21 protein-coding genes are annotated in these 21,441 nt (G+C 65.8%); 6 read left to right on the forward strand and 15 right to left on the reverse strand.

The window, feature by feature from the left end; genetic code table 11:
- Window positions 1-99 precede the first annotated feature (99 nt).
- The 3 genes from cimA to cysS all read right to left on the reverse strand — a co-directional run bounded on the left by cimA (window position 100) and on the right by cysS (window position 4,649).
- On the reverse strand, window positions 100-1,695 hold the full coding sequence (gene cimA, locus FG93_RS26555) for a citramalate synthase (RefSeq protein ID WP_043240751.1): 1,596 nt from the start codon (window positions 1,693-1,695) through the stop codon (window positions 100-102).
- 112 nt (window positions 1,696-1,807) lie between these two features.
- On the reverse strand, window positions 1,808-2,377 hold the full coding sequence (locus tag FG93_RS33975; protein WP_348270497.1) for a DUF559 domain-containing protein: 570 nt from the start codon (window positions 2,375-2,377) through the stop codon (window positions 1,808-1,810).
- 721 nt (window positions 2,378-3,098) lie between these two features.
- Window positions 3,099-4,649, reverse strand: coding sequence for a cysteine--tRNA ligase (cysS, locus tag FG93_RS26565; protein ID WP_043240755.1), 1,551 nt, complete (start codon window positions 4,647-4,649; stop codon window positions 3,099-3,101).
- Window positions 4,650-4,963: 314 nt separating this feature from the next.
- On the opposite strand from cysS, the gene FG93_RS26570 reads away from it, so the two are divergent.
- Window positions 4,964-5,296 (forward strand): hypothetical protein, encoded by a 333-nt coding sequence (locus FG93_RS26570; RefSeq protein WP_043240758.1) that lies wholly within the window; start codon window positions 4,964-4,966, stop codon window positions 5,294-5,296.
- A gap of 3 nt (window positions 5,297-5,299) precedes the next feature.
- Here FG93_RS26570 and FG93_RS26575 read toward each other — a convergent pair whose 3' ends face one another.
- On the reverse strand, window positions 5,300-5,827 hold the full coding sequence (locus FG93_RS26575; RefSeq protein ID WP_043240763.1) for a CreA family protein: 528 nt from the start codon (window positions 5,825-5,827) through the stop codon (window positions 5,300-5,302).
- Between the two features lie 75 nt (window positions 5,828-5,902).
- On the opposite strand from FG93_RS26575, the gene FG93_RS26580 reads away from it, so the two are divergent.
- Window positions 5,903-6,121, forward strand: a complete 219-nt coding sequence (locus FG93_RS26580) for a GNAT family N-acetyltransferase (RefSeq protein WP_043240766.1) — start codon at window positions 5,903-5,905, stop codon at window positions 6,119-6,121.
- 87 nt (window positions 6,122-6,208) lie between these two features.
- Here FG93_RS26580 and FG93_RS26585 read toward each other — a convergent pair whose 3' ends face one another.
- The 6 genes from FG93_RS26585 to FG93_RS26610 are packed head-to-tail and all read right to left on the reverse strand — an operon-like array spanning window position 6,209 to window position 11,089.
- Complete coding sequence (locus FG93_RS26585; RefSeq protein WP_043240767.1) at window positions 6,209-6,742, reverse strand: hypothetical protein; 534 nt, start codon at window positions 6,740-6,742, stop codon at window positions 6,209-6,211.
- A gap of 33 nt (window positions 6,743-6,775) precedes the next feature.
- The gene (locus tag FG93_RS26590) at window positions 6,776-6,973 is read right to left on the reverse strand and encodes a DUF2783 domain-containing protein (RefSeq protein WP_043240770.1); all 198 of its coding nucleotides are present in this window, start codon (window positions 6,971-6,973) and stop codon (window positions 6,776-6,778) included.
- Window positions 6,970-8,568: an FAD-dependent oxidoreductase gene (locus FG93_RS26595; RefSeq protein WP_043240773.1), complete on the reverse strand. Its 1,599-nt coding sequence runs from the start codon at window positions 8,566-8,568 to the stop codon at window positions 6,970-6,972. The genes FG93_RS26590 and FG93_RS26595 overlap by 4 nt, the downstream gene beginning before the upstream one ends.
- Window positions 8,565-9,119 (reverse strand): DinB family protein, encoded by a 555-nt coding sequence (locus FG93_RS26600; RefSeq protein ID WP_043241458.1) that lies wholly within the window; start codon window positions 9,117-9,119, stop codon window positions 8,565-8,567. The genes FG93_RS26595 and FG93_RS26600 overlap by 4 nt, the downstream gene beginning before the upstream one ends.
- 4 nt (window positions 9,120-9,123) lie before the next feature.
- Entirely contained in the window at window positions 9,124-10,086 is a 963-nt protein-coding gene (locus FG93_RS26605) for an MBL fold metallo-hydrolase (protein ID WP_043240775.1), read from the reverse strand.
- Window positions 10,076-11,089: a fumarylacetoacetate hydrolase family protein gene (locus tag FG93_RS26610; protein ID WP_043241461.1), complete on the reverse strand. Its 1,014-nt coding sequence runs from the start codon at window positions 11,087-11,089 to the stop codon at window positions 10,076-10,078. The genes FG93_RS26605 and FG93_RS26610 overlap by 11 nt, the downstream gene beginning before the upstream one ends.
- Window positions 11,090-11,151: 62 nt before the next feature.
- Here FG93_RS26610 and FG93_RS26615 point away from each other — a divergent pair, with 62 nt between their 5' ends.
- Window positions 11,152-12,237, forward strand: a complete 1,086-nt coding sequence (locus FG93_RS26615; RefSeq protein WP_043240780.1) for a TRAP transporter substrate-binding protein — start codon at window positions 11,152-11,154, stop codon at window positions 12,235-12,237.
- A gap of 31 nt (window positions 12,238-12,268) precedes the next feature.
- Here the strand turns inward: FG93_RS26615 and FG93_RS26620 are convergent, their stop codons facing one another.
- Together FG93_RS26620 and hmgA are read right to left on the reverse strand one after the other, a co-directional pair.
- Complete coding sequence (locus tag FG93_RS26620) at window positions 12,269-12,724, reverse strand: hypothetical protein (RefSeq protein ID WP_152579649.1); 456 nt, start codon at window positions 12,722-12,724, stop codon at window positions 12,269-12,271.
- Window positions 12,725-12,804: 80 nt separating this feature from the next.
- On the reverse strand, window positions 12,805-14,163 hold the full coding sequence (gene hmgA, locus FG93_RS26625) for a homogentisate 1,2-dioxygenase (protein WP_244448753.1): 1,359 nt from the start codon (window positions 14,161-14,163) through the stop codon (window positions 12,805-12,807).
- Between the two features lie 105 nt (window positions 14,164-14,268).
- Between hmgA and FG93_RS26630 the strand changes: the two genes are divergently transcribed.
- The 3 genes from FG93_RS26630 (at window position 14,269) to FG93_RS26640 (ending at window position 17,670) form a co-directional block, all read left to right on the forward strand.
- Window positions 14,269-14,769: a MarR family winged helix-turn-helix transcriptional regulator gene (locus FG93_RS26630; protein ID WP_052514244.1), complete on the forward strand. Its 501-nt coding sequence runs from the start codon at window positions 14,269-14,271 to the stop codon at window positions 14,767-14,769.
- A gap of 181 nt (window positions 14,770-14,950) precedes the next feature.
- A complete protein-coding gene (locus FG93_RS26635) occupies window positions 14,951-16,117 on the forward strand; it encodes a DUF2865 domain-containing protein (RefSeq protein ID WP_161783893.1) in 1,167 nt (388 codons plus the stop codon).
- Window positions 16,118-16,350: 233 nt separating this feature from the next.
- Window positions 16,351-17,670 carry an MFS transporter gene (locus tag FG93_RS26640; protein WP_043240788.1) on the forward strand — a complete coding sequence of 440 codons (1,320 nt, stop codon included), beginning with the start codon at window positions 16,351-16,353 and terminating at the stop codon, window positions 17,668-17,670.
- A 152-nt stretch (window positions 17,671-17,822) separates the two neighbouring features.
- Here the strand turns inward: FG93_RS26640 and gltX are convergent, their stop codons facing one another.
- The 3 genes from gltX to FG93_RS26655 all read right to left on the reverse strand — a co-directional run bounded on the left by gltX (window position 17,823) and on the right by FG93_RS26655 (window position 21,322).
- On the reverse strand, window positions 17,823-19,163 hold the full coding sequence (gltX, locus tag FG93_RS26645) for a glutamate--tRNA ligase (RefSeq protein WP_043240791.1): 1,341 nt from the start codon (window positions 19,161-19,163) through the stop codon (window positions 17,823-17,825).
- Window positions 19,164-19,204: 41 nt separating this feature from the next.
- The gene (locus tag FG93_RS26650; protein ID WP_043240794.1) at window positions 19,205-20,944 is read right to left on the reverse strand and encodes an NAD+ synthase; all 1,740 of its coding nucleotides are present in this window, start codon (window positions 20,942-20,944) and stop codon (window positions 19,205-19,207) included.
- 84 nt (window positions 20,945-21,028) lie between these two features.
- Window positions 21,029-21,322 (reverse strand): Dabb family protein, encoded by a 294-nt coding sequence (locus FG93_RS26655; protein WP_043240797.1) that lies wholly within the window; start codon window positions 21,320-21,322, stop codon window positions 21,029-21,031.
- Between the last annotated feature and the right edge of the window lie 119 nt (window positions 21,323-21,441).

Below are 21,441 nucleotides of genomic sequence, written 5' to 3' on the forward strand. Positions count from 1 at the left end.
TCCAACGGCGGCACTCCAGCACGCCCCATCCGTCACTTGATTCCCGGGCCAGCGCCGCGCTTCGCCCGGGAATGAGTTGGGGTGGAACGTCCCCTTCGCTTACGCCGTCGCGCCGGCCCGCATCAGCTTGTAGGTGATCGAATCGACCAGCGCCTGGAACGAGGCGTCGATGATGTTGGCGCTGACACCGACCGTGGTCCAGCGTTCACCGGTCTCGTCGGCGGATTCGATCAGGACGCGCGTCACCGCGTCGGTGCCGCCCTGGAAGATGCGGACCTTGTAATCGACGAGCCGCAGCCCCCCGATCAGGGATTGGTAGCGGCCGAGATCCTTGCGCAAGGCGACGTCGAGCGCATTGACCGGGCCGGCAGCGCCCTCGGCAGCCGAGATCAGCAGCTCGTCGCCGACCTGCACCTTCACGATCGCCTCGGAGAAGGTGACGAGCTCGCCATTGGCATTGTAGCGGCGCTCCACATTCACCTTGAAGCGCTCGACCGTGAAATAGTCCGGCACCTCGCGCAGGATCCGCTTGGCGAGCAGGAAGAAGGAGGCGTCGGCCCCCTCGAAGGCGTAGCCTTGCGCCTCCTTGTCCTTGAGCTCGTCGAGCAGGCGCCCGAGCCGCGGATCGTCCCGCCCGAGCGTGACGCCGATGCGCTCCAGCTCGGCGACGAGGTTGGACTTGCCGCCCTGGTCCGAAATCAGGACCTTCCGGATATTGCCGGTCGCTTCCGGTGCGACATGCTCATAGGTGCGCGGGTCCTTCAGCACCGCTGAGGCATGGATGCCGGCCTTGGTCGCGAAGGCGGAGGAACCGACAAAGGGCGCGTGCCGGTTCGGGGCGCGATTCAGCATCTCGTCGAGCGTGCGCGAAACATGGGTCAGCTCGCCGAGCTGCTGCTCGTCGACATTGATGCTGAAGCGCTCGCGATACCTGTCCTTCAGTTTCAGCGCGCCGATCAACGTCACCAGATTGGCGTTGCCGCAGCGCTCGCCGAGCCCGTTCAGCGTGCCCTGGATCTGACGGGCTCCGGCCTCGACCGCCGCCAGCGAATTGGCGACCGCGCAGCCGCAATCGTCATGGGCATGGATGCCGAGATGATCGCCCGGCACGACCCTGGCGACCTCGGCAACGATCGCGCCGACCTCGTCCGGCAAGGTGCCGCCATTGGTGTCGCAGAGCACGACCCAGCGCGCGCCCGCTTCATAGGCCGCCCGCGCGCAGGCCAGCGCGTAGTCGCGATTGGCCTTGTAGCCGTCGAAGAAGTGCTCGCAGTCGAGCATCACCTCGCGCCCGGCTGCCTTCGCAGCCTTCACGCTGTCGGTGATCCCCTCGAGATTGTCCTCGAGCGAGATCTCGAGCGCGACATGGACATGGTAGTCCCAGCTCTTGGCGACGAAGACGATGACGTCGGCCTTGGCCTCGAGCAGGGCCGCGATGCCGGGATCGTTGGCGGCCGAGCGCCCTGCCCGCTTGGTCATGCCGAAAGCCGCGAACTTGGCCTTCGAGGTCGGCTTCTCCGCGAAGAAGGCGGTATCGAGCGGGTTCGCTCCGGGATAGCCGCCCTCGACATAGTCGATGCCGAGCTTGTCCAGCATGGCCGCGACCGCACGCTTGTCATCGAGCGAGAAGTCGACACCGGTGGTCTGGGCGCCGTCGCGCAGCGTCGTGTCGAAGAGATGGACCCGGGCACTCATCGCCTGGCCCTCATCCGATAGCGCAGCACCCGCGGCATCACCATGGCGAGCATGACCAGTTTCATGGCGACCGAGAGCGCACCGGCGCGCCGGATCTTCGGGGCATCCCGGTTCATCGTTTCACTTCCCATGTCATATCCGTCTCATGGACCGTCGCTCCATCGAGATCGTGCCAAAGCGTGTCCCGGACCGCGTCGCCATGACGAAGAATATCGGCGTTCCAGAAGCGGCGAATGCGAAAGCCCTGCGCTTTCAGCCAGGCATCCCGTACCTGGTCATAGGTGCTTTCTGCATGCTGGCCGCCATCGGCTTCGACGATCAGTCGCTTCGACGGACACACGAAATCGACGATATAGGAACCGATCTGGACCTGCCCACGGAACTTGAAACCACTGAAGCGCCGATCGCGCAGGAGGTGCCAAAGTTTGCGCTCGGCCTCCGTCGGCTCCCTGCGCATCGAACGCGCGCGCTGGCCGAGCCTGGCACGAAGAGGCGACGCAACCTCACCTTCTCCCCTTGCGGGAGAAGGTGGTCGCGCAGCGGCCGGATGAGGGGTCGCGCCACCCTCGCCGGTTGGCGCAGAATGAGACGAGGGCCGGCAAGCGTCGCGCGACCCCTCACCCCAACCCTCTCCCGCAGGGGGAGAGGGGGCTTGGTCGCGGTTCATCGTTTCACGTCCCATGTTGTCGTGGGCTCGGCCTCCGTCGGCTCCTTGCGCATCGACCGCGCGCGTTGCCCGAGCTTGGCACGAAGAGGCGACGCAACCTCCCCTTCTCCCCTTGCGGGAGAAGGTGGCCGCACAGCGGCCGGATGAGGGGTCGCGCCACCCTCGCCGGTTGGCGCAGAATGAGACGAGGGCCGGCAAGCGTCGCGCGCCCCCTCACCCCAGCCCTCTCCCGCAGGGGGAGAGGGGGTTAGGTCGCGGTTCATCGCTTCACCTCCCATGCTGTCGTGGGCTCGGCCTCCGTCGGCTCCTTGCGCATCGAGCGCGCGCTGGCCGAGCTTGGCACGCAGCGACGGCGGATCCTCCCCTTCTCCCCTTGCGGGAGAAGGTGGCCGCACAGCGGCCGGATGAGGGGTCGCGCCACCCTCTCCGGCTAGCGCAGAATGAGACGAGGGCCGGCAAGCATCGCGCGACCCCTCACCCCAACCCTCTCCCGCAGGGGGAGAGGGGGCTTGGTCGCGGTTCATCGTTTCACGTCCCACGTCACGCTGGCCGAGCTTGGCACGCAGCGACGGCACATCCTCCCCTTCTCCCCCTGCGGGAGAAGGTGGCCGCGCAGCGGCCGGATGAGGGGTCGCGCCACCCTCTCCGGTTGGCGCAGAATGAGACGAGGGCCAAGCGTCGCGCGACCCCTCACCCCAACCCTCTCCCGCAGGGGGAGAGGGGGCTCGGGCGCGGTTCATCGCTTCACCTCCCAGGTCGTGGTCGGCTCGCCAGTTGCAGGATCCTTGCCGTCCTTGAGCTGGATGCCCATGGCGGCGAGCTCGTCGCGGATACGATCCGACTCCTTGAAATCCTTGGCGCGGCGGGCTTCGAGGCGGGCGGCGAGCAACGTCTCAATCGTACCTGCATCGACGCCAACTCCCGATTGCTTTGCAGCAGCCCACTCCTCAGGACTTTGCGACAACAACCCCAGTATCCGAGCGGCCGCGACTACCGTCGAAGCTGACGCCGGGTCGGTAATGTCCCACCCCAGCACATCGCCTGCCATCATCAATCCGGCTTGGTCCGAACTGAAGAGCGAATGCAATGCAGCGATCGCGGCAGGCGTATTGAGATCGTCGGAAAGTGGATCGACCACATCACGGATCGGAGGTGCCAAGGGGTCGATCTCGACGCCCAAGAGCCATCCATACCAACGATCGAGTGTCTTCTCCGCCTCCTCCAGCGACTTCACCGTCCAGTCGATCGGCTGGCGGTAATGCGTCTTCAGCATCGCAAGGCGCAGCACTTCGCCGGGCCATGTCCGGCCGCCGAAGACATCCGTCTCGAGCAGTTCGTTGATGGTGACGAAGTTGCCGAGCGACTTCGACATCTTCTCGCCTTCGACCTGCAGGAAGCCGTTATGCATCCAGATATTCGCCATGCGGCCGGCGCCATCGGCACCGCCGAAGGCGCAGCAGCTCTGGGCGATCTCGTTCTCGTGATGCGGGAAGACGAGATCGATGCCGCCGCCATGGATGTCGAAGACATTTTTGGCCGGGTCGTCGCATTCCAGTCCGCCGCCGAAGGGCGCGAGCAGCTTGGCCATCGACATGGCCGAGCACTCGATATGCCAGCCGGGGCGGCCGGGCGTGGCAATGCCGGCCGGCGACGGCCAGCCGGGATCAAAACCCTCGCGGCTCGGCTTCCACAGCACGAAATCCATGGCATCGCGCTTGTAGGGCGCGACATCGACCCGGGCGCCGGCCATCATCTCGTCGAGCGAACGACGGGCGAGCGAGCCGTATTTCGGCGCCTTCCCCAGGCTCGCCACTGCCGGCACATGAAACAGGACATGCTCCTCGGCGACATAGGCAATGCCACGGGCGATGAGGCGCTCGATGATCGCCTTCATCTCCTCGATATGGTCGGTGGCGCGCGGCTCGGCGTCGGGGCGCAGGTTGCCCAGCGCATCGACATCGCTGTGGAACTGCGCCGTCGTCGTCTGCGTGACCCTGGCGATCGCCTCGTTCAGCGGCAGGCCCGGGAAATCGCGGGCGGCGCGCGCATTGATCTTGTCGTCGACATCCGTGAGGTTGCGGGCATAGGTCACATGCTCGGGGCCATAGAAATGCCGGAGCAACCGGTAGAGCACGTCGAAGACGATGACCGGGCGGGCGTTGCCGATATGGGCGTAGTCATAGACCGTCGGACCGCAGACATACATGCGGACATTGCCGGGATCGATCGGCGCGAACGTCTCTTTCGTCCGCGTCAGCGTGTTGTAGAGCCTTAAGGTCGGCGTCATCGAAACGATCCTGGCGAATAGGCGACGAGAAGCGTGGTCCGGGCCGCTGGCCGGGGGCGCTTTCTGTCGGGTCGTTTCAGGACGATGACGTGAGCAGCCGGCCAGCGAAAGCTAGCGGCAAATAATGCAAATGCGGATGGCGGCCTGCGTCATGAAAAACTGATTGCCTGTGCGCGGGCTTTGCGTCAAGAGGGCGCCCGAGTTTGTTGCGCCGCAATATAACCGGTGCCGAATTCACTCAAATTTAACGGACTGGAACCATCCTCATGTTTCGAAGGTTCTTTGGCCTGTCCGGTCACGGGGAAAGATCGAGAATGCGCCGCGCCATCGCCCTGATCGGCCTGTTCGGAATCGTCGGAGCCGGCCTCTCGCTCGCAGTGTTGCCGAGCACGAAGACGGTGGCGGCGTCCAACGACCAGCGCATTTTCCTGATTCCGGCGAGCGACGGTTATGGCGTCGCCGACTGCCTGTCCTCGAAGACCTCGGAATGCGGCAAGATCGTCGCCGATGCCTGGTGCGAGGCCCAGGGCTTTGCCAAGGCGACCGCCTTCGGCATCGCCTCGCGCGAAGACTTTACCGGCTCGGTCTCGAAGCCAGTCATCACCGAACCGGCCGAGCAGCCGCTGTCGATCACCTGCGGCGGCTGAGCCTCACCTCACCCAATCCGAACATTTCGGCGCCTCGCCCACCCCGCCCCACGGCATGATCGGGACAGTGGATGTCGAATTCTGCGGCGACCCGTCGATCAGCTTGTCGGAATAGACGAGATAGACGAGCACGTTGCGCTTGATGTCGCAGCCGCGCACGATCTGCATCTTCTTCCAGACCATCGAGCGGCGCTCGCGGAAGACGACATCGCCCTGCTCGAATTTCTCCTTGAACTTGATCGGACCGACCTGACGGCAGGCGAGCGAGATCTCAGAGACCTCCTCCGCGACACCGAACATGCCGGTGACGCCGCCCTTCTCGGGAATGGTGTAGTGGCAGGCCACGCCCTCGACGATCGGATCGTCGACGCCATAGACGGCGAGCTTGTCGTTCGGCGTCAGCATCTTCCAGACGGTCGATTTCCTGAAGATCAGGTCCTCCTGGGCCTGCGCGGGAGCGGTCAGACCGAGCCCCAGCGCAAACAGAGCCAGGGCCAGGGCGCGTGAAGAGGTGGTACCACAGGCGCGCATTCTCGATCTCCTGACTGTTCCGCGTAGCCGGCGCCGGATATGGGTTCTGAAGCGAGGCAATGCCAGAGCCGTCCGATGCAGACTAACAAGATGCCGGCGACGATGCAGCCGATCCTCGAGACCGAACGCCTCATCCTCAGGCCGAGAACCATGGAGGATCTCGACCATGTCACCACGATGAATTCCGACCCGGAGGTGATGCGACACATCGCACCAGTCGGCACCGCCTTCATGAGCATGGCCTTGCGGAGAAGCCCCGTTTCCGGCGCGAGGGCGACCGGCGCTCATGGCTGATGGGCGATCCGCACTTCCTTTGCGCGTTCTTCCGTCTCAGCCGCGCCGACTGGCTTGCCGCCCATGGCGCAGGCACGACACCGGCGGTCACACGGCCAGTGGCTTGAGCACCAGATAGGCTGCGACGAGCGCGCCGAGCACGCCGAGCGTGAACAGCACGAGCTTCAATCGCGTGAAGCCGCTCGCCAGGGTGACATCGCCAGCCTCGACCCTGGGGTATTTGTCGAGCAGCCGGGCAACGGCAAAGTTCTCGACGACATCGCAGAGCCCGCCGAAGAGCCAGCCGCCGCCGCATAATGCCGCCACCCACCAGGGAAAGCCGCGCATCGCGACACCTGCGACGATGATCGCGCCGACAATCCCATAGGTCAGGGCGAAGGCGACATCGGCCGGCAGGACCCGGTGACGGTAGCGGTTGCGGCGGTCCTCGCCATAAGCCGCGAAGAGCTTTTCGACATCGGCGGCGTTGAAGCCATTCCAGTCGCTCTCGAGCATGCGCGCCACGCCCTGGCGGCTCGCCCAGAGCCCGGTGAGCCAGAACATCAGCATCACCAGGGCCGGCCCCCACAGGAAAAACGAGAGCGGGATGGCGCTGGAATAGAGCGGAACGGGATCGATCATCGCGGCCAAGGCTCCGGCAGAGGAAATGCGACGTTACCGCGCCTCGCGCGCCAGCGCCAAGGCCTGACGCAGGATCTCCACGTCGCCGATATGATTGGCGAAGATCAGGACGAGCCTTGCATTGAGCGCCACGCTTTCGGCCTCGGTGAGATCGCGATGCGCCTCCGCGATCATCCGGAAAGCCGCGTCGGGATCGGAAAAATTCGGTTCCGTGACGAGTTCGCTGCTCATGCCGCCGCGCGCCCTTCCAGCCTCTCGATCGCAGCCGCCAGTTGCGCGGGCGTCGCCTGGCGAAACCGGGCCGCGACATGGCCGTCAGGGCGCAGCACGACGGCATCGCCCAGCGTCAATCCGTAACGCTGCGCCAGGGGTTCGTCTCCCGGACTTGCAGCGGGAACGTCGATCCACAAGGCGGCGGCCGCGGCCATGCCCTCGGCCGCCACGCCGCAGGCAATGATGACCGGCCTGCCCTGCGCCAGCGTCTCGCTCAGCCACCGCCGCCCTCCGGCCACGGGCGGCAGCGCAGCGTCGAGGAAGGAGGCGCCTGCCGCGACACCGCCCTGCCAATCCGGGCCAGGAGTCGAAAGCGGCGACGCCAGATAGGTCGTCGGTTGCGAGAGGCGCCCTGAATTGACGAAGCGCCGGGCGAAGCCGGCCTTGCCTGCCAGGGCAAGCGCCGCATCGCGCAAGACCCGCTCGCCTGGCGAGCGCGGCGCGATGAAGTCGGTCGCGCGGGTCGAATGCAGGATATTCTCTTCCGCGGCTTCGACACGCTCCCTGTCATAGCTGTCGATCAGCGAGAGGGGGCTTTGCCCCTTCACCACCAATGCCAGTTTCCAGCCGAGATTGTCGGCATCCTGGATGCCGGAATTGGCGCCGCGCGCGCCGAAAGGCGAGACCTGATGCGCCGCGTCGCCGGCGAAGACAACCCGGCCGTGGACGAAGCGCGCGAGCCTGCGGCACTGGAAGCGGTAGACCGAGACCCATTCCAGCGCGAAATCGTCATGACCGAGCATCTGCCGAATGCGCGGCCGCACGATCTCGGGGCGTCGTTCGTGCTCGGGATCGGCGTCGCGATCGAGTTGCAGATCGATGCGCCAGACATCGTCCGGCTGCTTGTGCAGCAGTGCCGACTGGCCGGAATGGAAGGGCGGCGCGAACCAGAACCAGCGCTCGGTCGGGAACTCCGCCTGCATCTTCACGTCGGCGATGAGGAACTTGTCCTCGAAGGCTTCGCCGCGGAACTCCAGGCCAAGCAGAGCGCGCGTCGGCGAACGCGCGCCGTCGCAGGCGACCACCCAGTCGGCCGCGAGCTGATAGGGCCCATCCGGCGTCGCGATGGTGAGGACTGCGCCGCTGTCGCGCGGCTGGATGCCGGTCAGCCGGTTCGACCAGCGCAGGTCGATCAGTGCCTCGGCCGCGGCAGCGTCGGCCAATGCCGCTTCGACGTAATATTGCTGCAGGTTGATGAAGGCCGGCTGCTTGTGGCCAGCCTCGGGCAGGAGATCGAACTCATAGAGTTGCTCCTGCCCGCGAAAGACCCTGCCCCGCTGCCAGGTGACGCCTTTCGCGACCATGCCTTCGGCGAGTCCCAGCCTGTCGAAGATTTCGAGCGTACGCTTGGCGAAGCAGATGGCGCGTGAGCCCTCGCCGATGCGATCGGAATCATCGATCAACACGACGGGGACGGCACGGCGCGCCAGATCGAGCGCGAGCGTCAGCCCGACCGGGCCGGCGCCAATGATGACGACGGGATGACGGGCCGGCTCGCGTGAATCCTGATCGGGGCTGCGGCAATAGGCGAAACGGCGCACATCCGTCGTCATCCGATCGCCTCCGGCCCCTCGATCCCGAGCGCCCTCAGGTCGGAAGCACGCCGCCCGGCCTCGAAAGCGAGGAAATATTCATCGAGCTGCGGCGGCGCGACCTTCGTGCCGGCGAGCATGGCGTGGGCCTGGCCGCGATGATGGATCTGGTGCTGGAAGAGATGCGCGAGCAGGTCGTCGATCCGCTCGGGTACCTTGCCGTCATCGCCGCGATCGGTCTCGACCTGCCGTGCCAGCGATGCCTCGCTCAACGCATCGCAGAAGGCGATCAGGCGGCGATCGGTCTCGCCCTGGACGATGAGGAGCGCAGCCGCGTCGAGCGGCCGGAAGGTATCGAAGACAGCCAGCCCGCGCCCGCCTTGCTCCAGGGCATCGAGATAGTACTGATCGACCGAGAGATTGTGGTTCAAGGTCTCGTGCAGCGAGGGAAAGAAGCTCGTTCGCGTGGCCCTGAACGCCTCGTCGTCCAGCTCGGCGCAGGCGCGCAACAGCCGGTCATTGGCCCAGCCATTGTTGCGGGCCGCCTTGCGCAGATATGCGACGAGCGACACCACCCTACCCTCGCAGATCGATCCACATCTGGCGATCGCGCTCGTCGGTCCAGATGCGTGGGTGGTCGAGCCCATTGGCCTCGTCATAGGCGCGCGAAACATTGAAGGGCAGGCAATGCTCGAAGATCACCCAGTCGCCATAGCCTGGCTTCAGAACGGCATGGACACGCTCGAACGTTTCGCGGAGCGAGCGCCCCGCGCCGGCGTTCTGCTTCACGGCGTCGTAGAGGTCGCTGAGAAAGGCGCGCGTGCCGCTGATGCCATCGGCAACCATCGCAGCGTCGGTCAGCGCCGCGCCGCGGCCAGGCACCATCGCGACCGATCCCAAGGCCGACAAATGGTCGAGCGTCGTCGGCCAGTCCTCGAAATGGGCATCGCCGCAATAGGGCGTCGCGCCGTACTCGACCAGATCGCCCGCGAAGGAGACCTGGGCATCGGGAATCCAGGCGACGATATCGCCAGCGGTATGGCCGCGCCCAAGCTTCATCAGCCGGACCTCGCGCTTGCCCAGCCAGATCGAGGCCGTGTCGGAAAAGGTCGTGGTCGGCCAGGTCAGGCCGGGTCGGATCGAATCCGCACCCTGGAAGAGCCGGGGAAACCGGCCGATCTCGCTCGCCTTGTCCTGTTCGCCGCGCTCCACGATCATCGCGCGGGCGACGTCGGACGCGACGATCTCGCGGGCGCCATAGGCTGGCGCCCCCAGCACGCGGACCGCGTGGTAATGCGAGAGCACGACATGGCTGATCGGCTTGTCGGTGATCCTGCGGACGCGCTCGATCACGGTTTCCGCCATCTTCGGCGTCGCCTGCGCATCGAAGACGAGCACGCTCTCGTCACCGACGACGACCCCGGTATTGGGGTCGCCCTCGGCGGTGTAGGCATAGATGCCCCGGCCGATCTCATCGAAGGAAATCGTCTTCTCGCCGAGATCGGCACTGGAGGCGAAGGCGGGCTTGTCAGTCGACATGGGGCAGCACGTCCTGTTCGATCGCACCAAAAACGGAATAGCCATCCCCGTCCTTCATCTCGATACGAACCGTATCGCCGAAGCGCAGGAAGGGCGTTGCGGCCGTGCCGGACTTGATGATCTCGACCATGCGCTGCTCGGCGATACAGGCATAGCCGACGCCACCCTGCGCGACAGGGCGCCCCGGACCGCCTTCGTCATCGCGGTTCGAGACCGTGCCGGAGCCGATGATCGTGCCGGCCGAGAGCGGGCGCGTTCGCGCGGCATGGGCGATCAGCGTGCCGAAATCGAAGGTCATGTCGACGCCGGCATTCGGCTGCCCGAAGGGCTGGCCGTTGAGCAGCGAGAGCAGCGGCAGGTGCAGCTTTCCGCCCTGCCATGCCTCGCCCAGTTCATCCGGCGTCGCGGCCACCGGCGAGAAGGCCGTCGGCGGCTTCGACTGGAGGAAGCCAAAGCCCTTCGCCAGTTCGCTCGGAATCAGATTTCGCAGACTGACGTCATTGACGAGCATCACGAGGCGGACATGGCCATGCGCCGCCTCGGCAGAGACCCCCATCGGCACGTCGCCGGTGACGACGGCGATCTCGGCCTCGAAATCGATGCCGTCCTCCTCGCTGCGGGTCCGGATCGGCTGGCGCGGACCCAGCACGGCGTCGGATCCGCCCTGGTACATCAGCGGGTCGCTCCAGAAGCTCTCCGGCATCTCGGCGCCCCTCGCCTTCCTGACGAGCGCGACATGGTTCACATAGGCCGAGCCGTCGAGCCACTGATAGGCGCGCGGCAAGGGGGCTGCGCAATCATGCTCGTGGAAACGGAAGGATGGGACGGAGCCATGCTCCAACCCTTCTGCTAGATCGGCCAGGCGCGGCGCATGGCGCCCCCACTCGTCGAGCGCGGCCTGCATGGTCGCGACCACGGGAAAGGCGTCCGTGGCGCGCGTCAGGTCCTTCGAAACCACGACAAGGCGGCCATCACGACCGTGCATGAGGGAAGCGAGTTTCATCTCTTTCCAATCCGTGACGAACACGCGAGATTGCGCGCAACAAACCTCTGGGAGAACAGCTTATGAAACGTCGCGACTTTTTGAAAACCGGAGCGCTGGCAGCGGCTGCCACGCCGGTCGCGATGCCAGCGATCGCGCAGTCGCAGCCGGAGGTGAAGTGGCGCCTGACCTCGAGCTTCCCGAAGGCGCTCGACACGATCTACGGCACGGCCCAGCAGTTCGCGAAATACATGTCGGCCGCCACCGACGGCAAATTCCAGGTCCAGACCTTCTCGGCCGGCGAGATCGTGCCGGGCCTGCAGGCCCTCGACGCGGTCACCTCCGGCACGGTCGAATGCGCGCATACGCCGACCTATTTCTACATCGGCAAGGAGCCGGCGCTCGGGCTCGGCACCGGCATCCCGTTCGGGCTCAATGCGCGTCAGCAGCATTCCTGGTGGCTCTTCGGCGGCGGCGAGGAGATCATCAATTCGGCGCTGGCCAAGTTCAATGCCTATTCGATCCCCTGCGGCAATTCCGGCTGCCAGATGGGCGGCTTCTTCCGCAAGGAACTGACCTCGCTCGACGACCTCAAGGGCCTGAAGTTCCGCATCGGCGGCATGGGCGGATCCGTGCTGGCCAAGCTCGGCGTGGTGCCGACGCAGATCGCCGGCGGCGACGTCTACCCGGCGCTGGAGCGCGGCACGATCGACGCTGCAGAATTCGTCGGCCCCTATGACGACGAGAAGCTCGGCTTCGTGCGCGTCGCCAAATACTACTACTATCCCGGCTGGTGGGAGGGCGGCGCCATGCTGCATCTGGTCATCGGTCAGGAGGCCTGGAACAAGCTGCCGAAGCACTACCAGGCCATCGTCCACCACGCCTGCGAGGCTGCCAATAACTGGATGCTGGCCAAATACGATGCGGTCAACCCGGGCGGCCTGCGCCGGTTGGTCCAGCAGGGCGCGCAGCTCAAGGCCTTTCCGATGCCGATCATGGAAGCGGCCCTCAAGGCGGCGGACGAGTACTACGCCGAGACCTCCGCCAAGAGCGAGCTGTTCAAGAAGGGCTACGACTCGATGGTCGCCTTCCGCGGCGAGAACCTGCTGTGGTGGCAGGTCGCCGAACTCTCCCACGACTCGTTCATGAACCGGCTGCGGTCGCGCTGAGGCGCCGCCAGGACCGATTGAAGGCGCCGGGTCAGACAAGTCTGATCCGGCGCGGTGCATGTGCCACCATCGCTTCGGCCAGATGGGTGCAGACGGCCTTCGGGTGCGTGTCCAGCCCCTGCTCGACCATCCCTGCCGCCTCGCCACGCTGCTTGCCGGCGCGCCGGCGGAGTTTCTTCCCGACTGTCCTCAAAGGGCTGGTCGACGCGGTTTCCGCCAGTTGCCTCTCTGTCATGTCGAGGTCGACGACCGCACCGAGATGGGTGCGCACCAGCCGGCGGAAATCATGAATGGCCTTGGCCGGATCGCTCTCTAGCCGGTCGAGCAGCCGCCGGCCATGCAACGGCATCTGGCGACAGACTGCGAGCCAGTGCTGGGCCCAGAGTCGCATCAGCGCCGGACCGCTGGGCACCGCAGGGCCCGACGTCCGGGCACGCGGGGTCCTGCCGCCGCTCGGCCGAACCGGTGCTTTCGCGGGTGTCGCCAAGGCGAGCTCCTTGCGAAATTCGAGGGCGCATTGAGCGGCAAGCATTCGGGCTCCGCAAGTGCCTTGCAGGGATCGGGGCGCTACCAGGCCTCGCGCCTGGTCGGATCGAAGCGCTTCGTCAGGCCCTCCCAGCAGGCGCTGTAGTCCGGCTGCAGGGCCGGCAGGCTCGCGGCATAGCCGGTGACGCGCTGGGGAAAGCGGGTCTCGAACATGAAGGCCATGGTGCCGGTCAGCTTCACGGGCTTGAGCTCGACCGTGCTCGCATGTTCGAAAGCTTGCGCGTCCGGACCATGCGGCAGCATCATGTTGTGCAGGCTGAAGCCGCCAGGCGTGAAGCCCTCCGGCTTGGCGTCATAGACGCCGTAGATCAGCCCCATGAACTCGGACATGATGTTGCGATGATACCAGGGCGGGCGGAACGTGTTCTCTGCGACCAGCCAGCGCTCCGGGAAGATCACGAAGTCGATATTGGCGGTGCCGGGTGTTTCCGACGGCGCAGTCAGGACCGTGAAGATCGACGGGTCGGGATGGTCGAAGGAGATTGCCCCGACCGGCGAATAATGGCGCAGGTCGTATTTGTAGGGCGCGTAGTTGCCATGCCAGGCCACGACATCGAGTGGCGACTGGCCGATCGGCGTGGAATAGAGCTCCCCGCCCCATTTGGCATAGAGCGTCGACGGCGTCTCGTCGTCTTCATAGGCTGCAATGGGCGTCAGGAAGTCGCGCGGATTGGCCAGGCAATTCGCGCCGATCGGGCCACGATCCGGCAAGGTGAAGGAGCCGCCATAGTTCTCGCAGACATAGGCGCGGGCCGGACCGCCCATCAGCTCGCAGCGGCAGACGACGCCGCGCGGAATGATGCAGATCTCACCGGGCTCGATCTCGATCACGCCGAACTCGGTGCAGAAGCGCAACGAACCCTCCTGCGCCACCACCAAGAGTTCGCCATCGGCGCAGAAGACGTATTCGCGTTCCATCGAGGCGGTGACGAAAACCATATGTGCGGCCATGCCGGCCTGGGTTTCAGCATCGCCGGCCGTCGTCAGCGTGCGCAGCCCGGTGAGGAAGGTCAGCGTCTCCTCAGGCATCGGGATCGGGCTCCAGCGCAGCTGGCCGATCGGCAGCTCGGCCTCGTCGCGGCAGGGAGCGCTGCGGATCAGCCCCTTGTCGACCTTCTTCCAGCGCCCGCCATGCTTGACGCTGGGGCGGATGCGGTAGAGCCAGGACCGCTCGTTCGAGGAGCGCGGCGCAGTGAAGGGCGAGCCGGAAAGCTGCTCGGCATAGAGGCCATAGGCGGCCTTCTGCGGCGAATTGCGGCCGACCGGCAGGGCGCCGGGCAGAGCCTCGGTCTCGAAACTGTTGCCGAAACCCGACATATAGCGCGTGCCGGTGACGGCCTGGCGCAGCGGGGCAGTGTGAATCTGTGCCTGGACATTCATGAGCATTTCCCCTTCCGCTGCCGGACCGCTTTGACAAGAACGCAGGTTCCGCAAAGATCGGAGCGGGCGTCCTGCCCCGACCTCAGTTAGTTACAGATGAAACTAATGTCAACGCAGCCTGAGCCTCCTCCTCCCGACGACGAAACGACCTTGCGGCTGGAGCAGTTCCTGCCCTACCGCCTGAACGTCGTCGGCTTCTACGCCAGCCGCGCGCTCGGGCGGATCTACAGCGAGCGCTTCGGTATCGGCATTCCCGAATGGCGTGTGATCGCGCAGCTCGGAGAGTTCGGAAAGCTGACCTCGCGCGACATCGGCGAGCTTTCCCAGATGCACAAGACCAAGGTTTCGCGCGCTGTCGGCGAGCTCGAAAAGCGCGGCCTGACCTCGCGCAGCGAGAATCGCGAGGACCGGCGCGAGGCCTTCATCAGCCTCACTCCCCGCGGCTCCCGGACCTATGCCGAGATCGTGCCGCTGGCGCTCGCCTTCCAGGCGCGCTGGACCGAGGGACTGCCGGCCGACGACCTGCGCGTGTTCGAGCGCGTGCTTTCGATTCTCGCCGAACGGGGCCGCCATCTCGCGGGTGGCTATCACGAAAGCGAAGCCTGAATTGCCGCTCGCCGCCAAATATGGCATGCCGGGCCTCGCCATGGCCGTCCGCCCGAATCCGCGCCGCGCCGTCGCAGGACCCGTCCTTAGTTCCGTCGCGTTTGGCAGGTGAAATTCCCGCAAAGCGATTGCCCGGTTTCCGGGACGGATCGAACAAGCAGGTAATATGGCCCAACCGGCGATGAGACTACGACTAACCCGGCGCCTCGGCGCGATGCTGCTGGCCTTCTCGGCGATGGGTGGTGCGGCGCTGGCGCAATCGCCCGCGTGCAATGCCTGGCGCAGCGAACTGGCGAGTCTGCAGGGCCAGCGCGGCGGCGATCCGCGCGCCGCGCAACAGGCGCAGCGCGTCGGCGCCCAGCTCTCGCAGAGCACCAGCCAGTTCCGCGCGATGGGCTGCGAACGCGGCGGCTTCCTCTTCTTCGGCGCTCAACCTCCCCCACAATGCGGCGGCCTGCGGGCGCAGATCAATCAGTTGCAATCCCAATACGCGGCACTCCAGCGCCAGGCGCAGGGGGGAGCCGCCGAGCAGCGCCGCATGCAGCTCGCCGCGGCGATCGAGACCAATTGCCGGGGGGGACAACAGCAGCGCGGCTTCTTCGAGACGATCTTCGGCATCGAGCCTCGCCGCGGCGAAATCGATTCGACCATGCCCGAGCTCGATCCGGACATGCAGCCGCTCGATTCGGAGAAGCCCCGCCAAGGCGGCCCCAATACGGTCTGCGTCCGCACCTGCGACGGCTATTTCTTCCCGCTCGGCAACAGCCCCGGCGGCCGCGACGGCCAGGATGAGATGTGCCAGGCGCTCTGCCCGGGAACGGAGACGCTGGCCTTCGGCATGAGCACTGGCGGCGACATTCAAAATGCCGTCGCCCGCGGCAGCGGAACGCCGTATTCGTCGCTGGAGAACGCCGGAAAATACGTCCGCAGCTTCGATTCCGCCTGCACCTGCCGGGCGCCCGGCCAGAGCTGGTCGCAGGCGCTGCGCAATGCCGAAGAGCTTCTCGACAAGCGCAAGGGCGACGTCATCGTCACAGAACAACGCGCCGCCGAGTTGTCGCGGCCCAAGGCCGATCCGAAGCGCAGGACCGCAACACCCGCGCCGGCTCAACAGCAGCCCATCCTGCCCGATGCCGCCGACGACAGGCCGATGCCGTCCGAGAATTCGCCGACATCGGGCACGGAGTCGGCCGGCATGGGTCCGCAGAGCGTCGAGCCCGAAAAGGTCGTGCAGCAGGGCGACGGCGTGAAGAAGGAGAGCCGCAGCGTCACCGGCGAACGACGCACGGTCAGGATCGTCGCGCCCAATCTCGCCCCCAATCTGGGACCGGCCGTCGCCCGTCCGTGATGCCGGGCCCAGAGGGACGGCTCTCGGCGACGCACATCTCGTCATGCGTCCAGCGGGTGAAGACCCTTAAAATCCACCGCGTCAAGCGCTGGACGCATGACGTCAGCCGGCGCATATACGGGCAACTTCAATCCGGCCGGCCTGGATAAGCGCCAGACTTCGCTGCGATTGCACTCCTACGGTGCGATCCTGCCTCTGACCGCCTCCTTGGCAGAGCCCAGCAGAGGCGTCCCATGTCAGAGACTACCGCCGACATACAGACCGGAATGGATCTGGCCGATACCCGCCGTCGCCTGAAGGCGATCTTCATGGGCTCGGTCGGCAATCTGGTCGAATGGTATGATTTCTACGCCTACACGGCCTTCGCGCTCTATTTTGCGCCGCATTTCTTTCCCTCGCACGATCCCGTGGTCCAGCAGCTCAACGCCGCGACGCTGTTCGCCGCCGGCTTCATCGTCCGCCCGATCGGCGGATGGCTGTTCGGCCATATCGCCGACCGCTATGGCCGCCGGCTTTCGTTGACGATCTCGGTGCTGATGATGTGCTTCGGCTCGCTGATCATCGCGCTGACACCGACCTATGCGACGATCGGATTTGCCGCGCCCGCACTGCTCGCGCTGGCGCGGATCATCGAAGGCCTGAGCCTCGGTGGCGAGTACGGGGCAAGCGCGACCTATCTCACCGAGATCGCCGACCCGAACCACCGCGGATTCTATTCAAGCTTTCAATACGTCACGCTGATCGGCGGCCAGCTCACCGCCATCGTGGTGCTGCTGCTGCTCCAGAACGTGTTCCTGACCCATGAACAGCTCGTCGCCTGGGGCTGGCGGATTCCCTTCGTGATCGGCGCGCTGCTCGCGATCACCGCGATGTTCATGCGCCGCCACATGCACGAAACGGAATCCTTCGTCGAAGCCAGCAAGACGAAGAAGCGCGAAAGCTCGCTGCGCGGGCTGCTGAAATACCCGCGCGAGGTTGCGATCGTGGTCGGCCTGACGGCCGGCGGCACCGCGGCCTTCTACACCTTCACCACCTATATGCAGACCTTCGTGAAGCAGACTGTCGGCCTGTCCGACATCACGACGACCTATGTCATCGCCGGTTCGCTGATCTTCGCCTCGATCCTGCAGCCGATCTATGGCGCCATCTCGGACAGGATCGGCCGCAAGCCGCTGCTGATCTTCTTCGGCATTGCAGGCTCGCTGCTGACGGTACCGATCCTGACGGCGCTGTCCCAGACCAAATCGCCCTGGATGGCGTTCCTGCTGATCTCCGGAGCCTGGATCTTCGTCGCCGGCTATACCTCGATCAACGCGGTGGTGAAGGCCGAGCTGTTCCCGACCGCGATCCGCGCCACCGGCATCGCCGTGCCTTACGCCGTGACGGTTTCAATTTTCGGCGGCACGGCGCCTGCGATCGCCCTGTTCTTCAAGCAGCAGGGCCACGAGCAGTGGTTCTTCTACTACCTGGCGGGCGTGATCTTCCTGTCTCTGCTGGTCTACGCGACCATGCGCGACACCAAGCATGAATCGGCGATGCACCGGCACGAGTGAGGGGCATCGGCCTCGCGCCCCCCTCCCCCGTCATTGCGAGCGTAGCGAAGCAATCCAGTCCTCACGCAATCCCTCTGGATTGCTTCGTCGCTTCGCTCCTCGCAATGACGTGGAGGTTCAGGGCGCGAAGCCCCGGGATGACGTGAGGCACTTCAGGCCGCCTCGCCCGCGAGCCGCTTCAGCGCCTTGTCACGGCCGATGAGCGGCAGCAGGGCAGCCAGCTCCGGTCCGTGATCGAGGCCGGTCAAAGCCTGGCGAAGCGGCATGAACAGCGCCTTGCCCTTGGCGTTGGTCGCAGCGCCGACAGCCTGCGTCCAGCTTTTCCAGGTTGTCGCATCGAAGGGCTCGGCCGGGAGCAGCGCAGCTGCGCTGGCCGCAAAGCCAGCATCAGTGATCACGGGCACGATCGGGCCGCGAACGACCTGCCACCAGGCCTCCGCCTCCGAGAGCTTCGCGAGATTGCCGCGCACCGCAAGCCAGAAGGGTTCGCCGGCCGCGATCCCAAGCGCCTGCAACCGGTGCGACACCGCGTCGAACGGCAGCTGATGCAGCGTGCGCGCGCTCAGGGCTTCGAGCTCGTGCTCATCGAACTTGGCCGGAGCGCGCGAGACATGGGCGAGCTCGACGAGGCCGGCCAGTTCATCCAGACTGGAAACCGGCCTGACCGCATCGGAGGAACCGACCAGAACGGCCAATGCCGCGACGGCGAGCGCCTCCACCCCGGACTCGCGCAAGCCGCGCAGCGAGAGATGGCCGAGCCGCTTCGAGAGCCCCTCGCCGCTCGCCGTGGTCAGCAGGTTGTGGTGGCCGAAGGCCGGAAGGGCAGCGCCCAGCGCCTCGAAGATCTGGATCTGGACCGCCGTGTTGGTGACGTGGTCCTCGCCGCGAATGACATGGGTGACGCCGGTCTCGATGTCGTCGACGACCGAGGGCAGCGTGTAGAGATAGCTGCCATCCTCACGCACCAGCACGGGGTCGGAGAGCGAGGCGCAGTCGACATGCGAAGCGCCGCGCACGAGGTCGTCCCAGGCGACTTCACGGGCCTCGAGCAGGAAGCGCCAATGCGGCTTGCGTCCCTCGGCCTCGAGCGCCGCCCGCTGCTCGGCCGTGAGCTTCAGCGCAGCACGATCATAGATCGGCGGCAGACCGCGAGCGAGTTGGCGCTTGCGACGGCGATCCAGTTCGTCGGCTGTCTCGAAGCAGGGGTAAAGCCGTCCGGCGGCCCGCAGCCCGTCGGCTGCCGCATCATAGATCGGGAGCCGCTCCGACTGGCGAATGACGAGATCGGGCGTGATGCCGAGCCAGCCGAGATCCCCGGCGATCGCATCCGCGAATTCGGGCTTCGAGCGCGCAAGATCGGTATCGTCATAGCGCAGCAGGAAGCGCCCGCCATTGCGGCGGGCATAGAGCCAGTTGAACAGCGCCGGCCGGGCATTGCCGATATGGAGAAAGCCGGTCGGCGACGGCGCGAAGCGAACGAGTGGCGTTGTCATGACGAGGCTTATGACGCCTTTGCGCGAGGCCGACAATCGGCTCAGAAATCGAAGCTCTCGCCCCCGGACTTGCCAACGCCCTTGACCAGTGCAGCGTCGGGTCGGTGCGCCGCGTCGCCCGGATCACGGAAGCGATTGACGATCGGGTAGCGCCGGTCGCGGCCGAAATTCTTGCGTGTCACCTTCACGCCGGGAGCGGCCTGGCGGCGCTTGTACTCGGCGAGATAGAGCAGGCGTTCGACCTTCTTGACCGTCTCGATGTCGTGGCCGCGGGCGACGATATCGGCGAGGCGCATCTCATGCTCGATCAGGCAGGCGAGGATATCGTCCAGCACGTCATAGGGTGGCAGCGAATCCTGGTCCTTCTGGTTCTCGCGCAATTCGGCCGTCGGCGGCTTGACGATGATATTGTACGGAATGACCTCGCCATCGGGCCCGAGCGCACCGGCGGGCTTCCAGCGGTTGCGCAGCTCCGACATGCGAAAGACCTCGGTCTTGTAGAGGTCCTTGATCGGGTTGTAGCCGCCATTCATGTCGCCATAGAGCGTGGCATAGCCGCATGACATCTCGGACTTGTTGCCGGTGGTCACCACCATCGGCCCGAACTTGTTCGAGATCGACATCAGCAGGGTGCCACGCACGCGGCTCTGCAGGTTCTCCTCGGTGACGCCGCGATTGGTGCCGGCGAAGAGTCCGGCGAGCGCCGCCTCGAAACCCTCGACCGGCTCGGCAATCGGCACGATCTCGTAACGGACGCCGAGCGCATCGGCACAGCGCTTCGCATCATCCAGGCTCTCCTGCGAGGTGAAGCGATAGGGCATCATCACGCAGCGGACCTTGTCGGCTCCGAGCGCATCGACCGCCATCGCCGCGCAGATCGCGGAATCGATGCCGCCGGAGAGGCCAAGCACCACGCCGGGAAAGCCGTTCTTCTCGACATAGTCGCGCAAGCCCAGCACGCAGGCGGCGTAGTCCGCCTCGTCGCTGCTCTCGACGGGCGTGATCTCGCCCGGCAGGCAGCGCCACGACCCGTTCTCACGCACCCAGTCGGTGAGGCGCAGCGCCTCGCGGAAAGCCGGGAGCTGATGCGCAAAGGTCTTGTCTGCATTCAGCACGAAGGAGGCGCCCTCGAAGACAAGCTCGTCCTGGCCGCCGAGCTGGTTGAGATAGACCATCGGCAGCCCGGCCTCGACGACGCGGGCGACCGCGACGTTCAGGCGCTCCTCCGTGACGCCGCGCCGGTAAGGCGAGCCGTTGGGAACAAGCAGGATCTCGCCGCCGGTCTCGGCGATGCACTCGACGACCTCCTCGCCCCAGATATCCTCGCAGACCGGCAGGCCGAGGCGGAGATGATTGCGGAAGACGACGGGACCGGGCAGCGGGCCGGGTTCGAAGACGCGCTTCTCGTCGAACACACCATAATTCGGCAGGTCGACCTTGAAGCGCACCGACTGGATCATCCCGGCGTCGAGCAGCGCATAGGCGTTGTAGAGCTTGCCATCCTCGACCCAGGGCAGCCCGACCAGCACAGCCGGACCACCGTCGGCGGTCTCGCGCGCCAGGTCCTCGCAAGCCTTGCGGCAGGCATCCTGGAAGGCGGGCTTCAGCACCAGGTCCTCCGGCGGATAGGCCGACAGGAAGAGCTCCGGGAACATCACGAGATCGGCGCCGGCGGTTGCGGCGTCGCGCCGCGCAGCGCGCACCTTGTCGGCATTGCCGGCGACATCGCCGACGATGGGATTGAGCTGGGCCAGAGCCAGGCGGAAGGAGGTCGCTGTCATGCTTCGGCTTTACCGCGCGACGAGTGGGCCAGCAACGGCCGCGCAGCCTGCCCTGACCTGCATTTCTGCGTGATCAGCCCTTGATCAACGCAAGGTCGAACGGAAATCGGCGGAATAGCGCAGCTCGCGCAGCGGGCGCACGAGGCGCGTCGTCTCGTCATAGATCGGATCGGCCTTGTAAGCCGCCAGCGCCGCCTCATCGGCAAACTCGGCGTAGACGACGACATCGACGTCATTGCCCAGCGGATCGACCTTGGCATTGGCCACGACCTCGAAGGCGAGCGAATGCGGGATATCACCGAGCCGGGTCAGAGACAGCCGGATCGTCTCGACATCCTCGCGCCGCTTCGCCGTGAAGAATACGATGTGGCGGATCATGCGCCCTCCTTCGCAGGCAGCCGGGAATCGCGCCGCCCTGTCCGGCCGATGTCTTCCCGGCAGCGGGCGAAAGACAACCTTCGTTAACGCCGCATTAGGGTTACCAATGCATCAATAGC

The sequence above is a fragment of the Allobosea sp. LC85 genome (assembly GCF_000735605.1).
GTDB lineage: Bacteria > Pseudomonadota > Alphaproteobacteria > Rhizobiales > Beijerinckiaceae > Allobosea.

What these genes read in the sequence shown, in the direction of transcription:
- cimA (WP_043240751.1), bottom strand. Translation starts at nt 1,695, where the DNA reads ATGAGTGCCCGGGTCCATCTCTTCGACACGACGCTGCGCGACGGCGCC.
- FG93_RS33975 (WP_348270497.1), bottom strand. Translation starts at nt 2,377, where the DNA reads ATGGGACGTGAAACGATGAACCGCGACCAAGCCCCCTCTCCCCCTGCG.
- cysS (WP_043240755.1), bottom strand. Translation starts at nt 4,649, where the DNA reads ATGACGCCGACCTTAAGGCTCTACAACACGCTGACGCGGACGAAAGAG.
- FG93_RS26570 (WP_043240758.1), top strand. Translation starts at nt 4,964, where the DNA reads ATGCGCCGCGCCATCGCCCTGATCGGCCTGTTCGGAATCGTCGGAGCC.
- FG93_RS26575 (WP_043240763.1), bottom strand. Translation starts at nt 5,827, where the DNA reads ATGCGCGCCTGTGGTACCACCTCTTCACGCGCCCTGGCCCTGGCTCTG.
- FG93_RS26580 (WP_043240766.1), top strand. Translation starts at nt 5,903, where the DNA reads ATGCAGACTAACAAGATGCCGGCGACGATGCAGCCGATCCTCGAGACC.
- FG93_RS26585 (WP_043240767.1), bottom strand. Translation starts at nt 6,742, where the DNA reads ATGATCGATCCCGTTCCGCTCTATTCCAGCGCCATCCCGCTCTCGTTT.
- FG93_RS26590 (WP_043240770.1), bottom strand. Translation starts at nt 6,973, where the DNA reads ATGAGCAGCGAACTCGTCACGGAACCGAATTTTTCCGATCCCGACGCG.
- FG93_RS26595 (WP_043240773.1), bottom strand. Translation starts at nt 8,568, where the DNA reads ATGACGACGGATGTGCGCCGTTTCGCCTATTGCCGCAGCCCCGATCAG.
- FG93_RS26605 (WP_043240775.1), bottom strand. Translation starts at nt 10,086, where the DNA reads ATGTCGACTGACAAGCCCGCCTTCGCCTCCAGTGCCGATCTCGGCGAG.
- FG93_RS26610 (WP_043241461.1), bottom strand. Translation starts at nt 11,089, where the DNA reads ATGAAACTCGCTTCCCTCATGCACGGTCGTGATGGCCGCCTTGTCGTG.
- FG93_RS26615 (WP_043240780.1), top strand. Translation starts at nt 11,152, where the DNA reads ATGAAACGTCGCGACTTTTTGAAAACCGGAGCGCTGGCAGCGGCTGCC.
- hmgA (WP_244448753.1), bottom strand. Translation starts at nt 14,163, where the DNA reads ATGAATGTCCAGGCACAGATTCACACTGCCCCGCTGCGCCAGGCCGTC.
- FG93_RS26630 (WP_052514244.1), top strand. Translation starts at nt 14,269, where the DNA reads ATGTCAACGCAGCCTGAGCCTCCTCCTCCCGACGACGAAACGACCTTG.
- FG93_RS26635 (WP_161783893.1), top strand. Translation starts at nt 14,951, where the DNA reads ATGAGACTACGACTAACCCGGCGCCTCGGCGCGATGCTGCTGGCCTTC.
- FG93_RS26640 (WP_043240788.1), top strand. Translation starts at nt 16,351, where the DNA reads ATGTCAGAGACTACCGCCGACATACAGACCGGAATGGATCTGGCCGAT.
- gltX (WP_043240791.1), bottom strand. Translation starts at nt 19,163, where the DNA reads ATGACAACGCCACTCGTTCGCTTCGCGCCGTCGCCGACCGGCTTTCTC.
- FG93_RS26650 (WP_043240794.1), bottom strand. Translation starts at nt 20,944, where the DNA reads ATGACAGCGACCTCCTTCCGCCTGGCTCTGGCCCAGCTCAATCCCATC.
- FG93_RS26655 (WP_043240797.1), bottom strand. Translation starts at nt 21,322, where the DNA reads ATGATCCGCCACATCGTATTCTTCACGGCGAAGCGGCGCGAGGATGTC.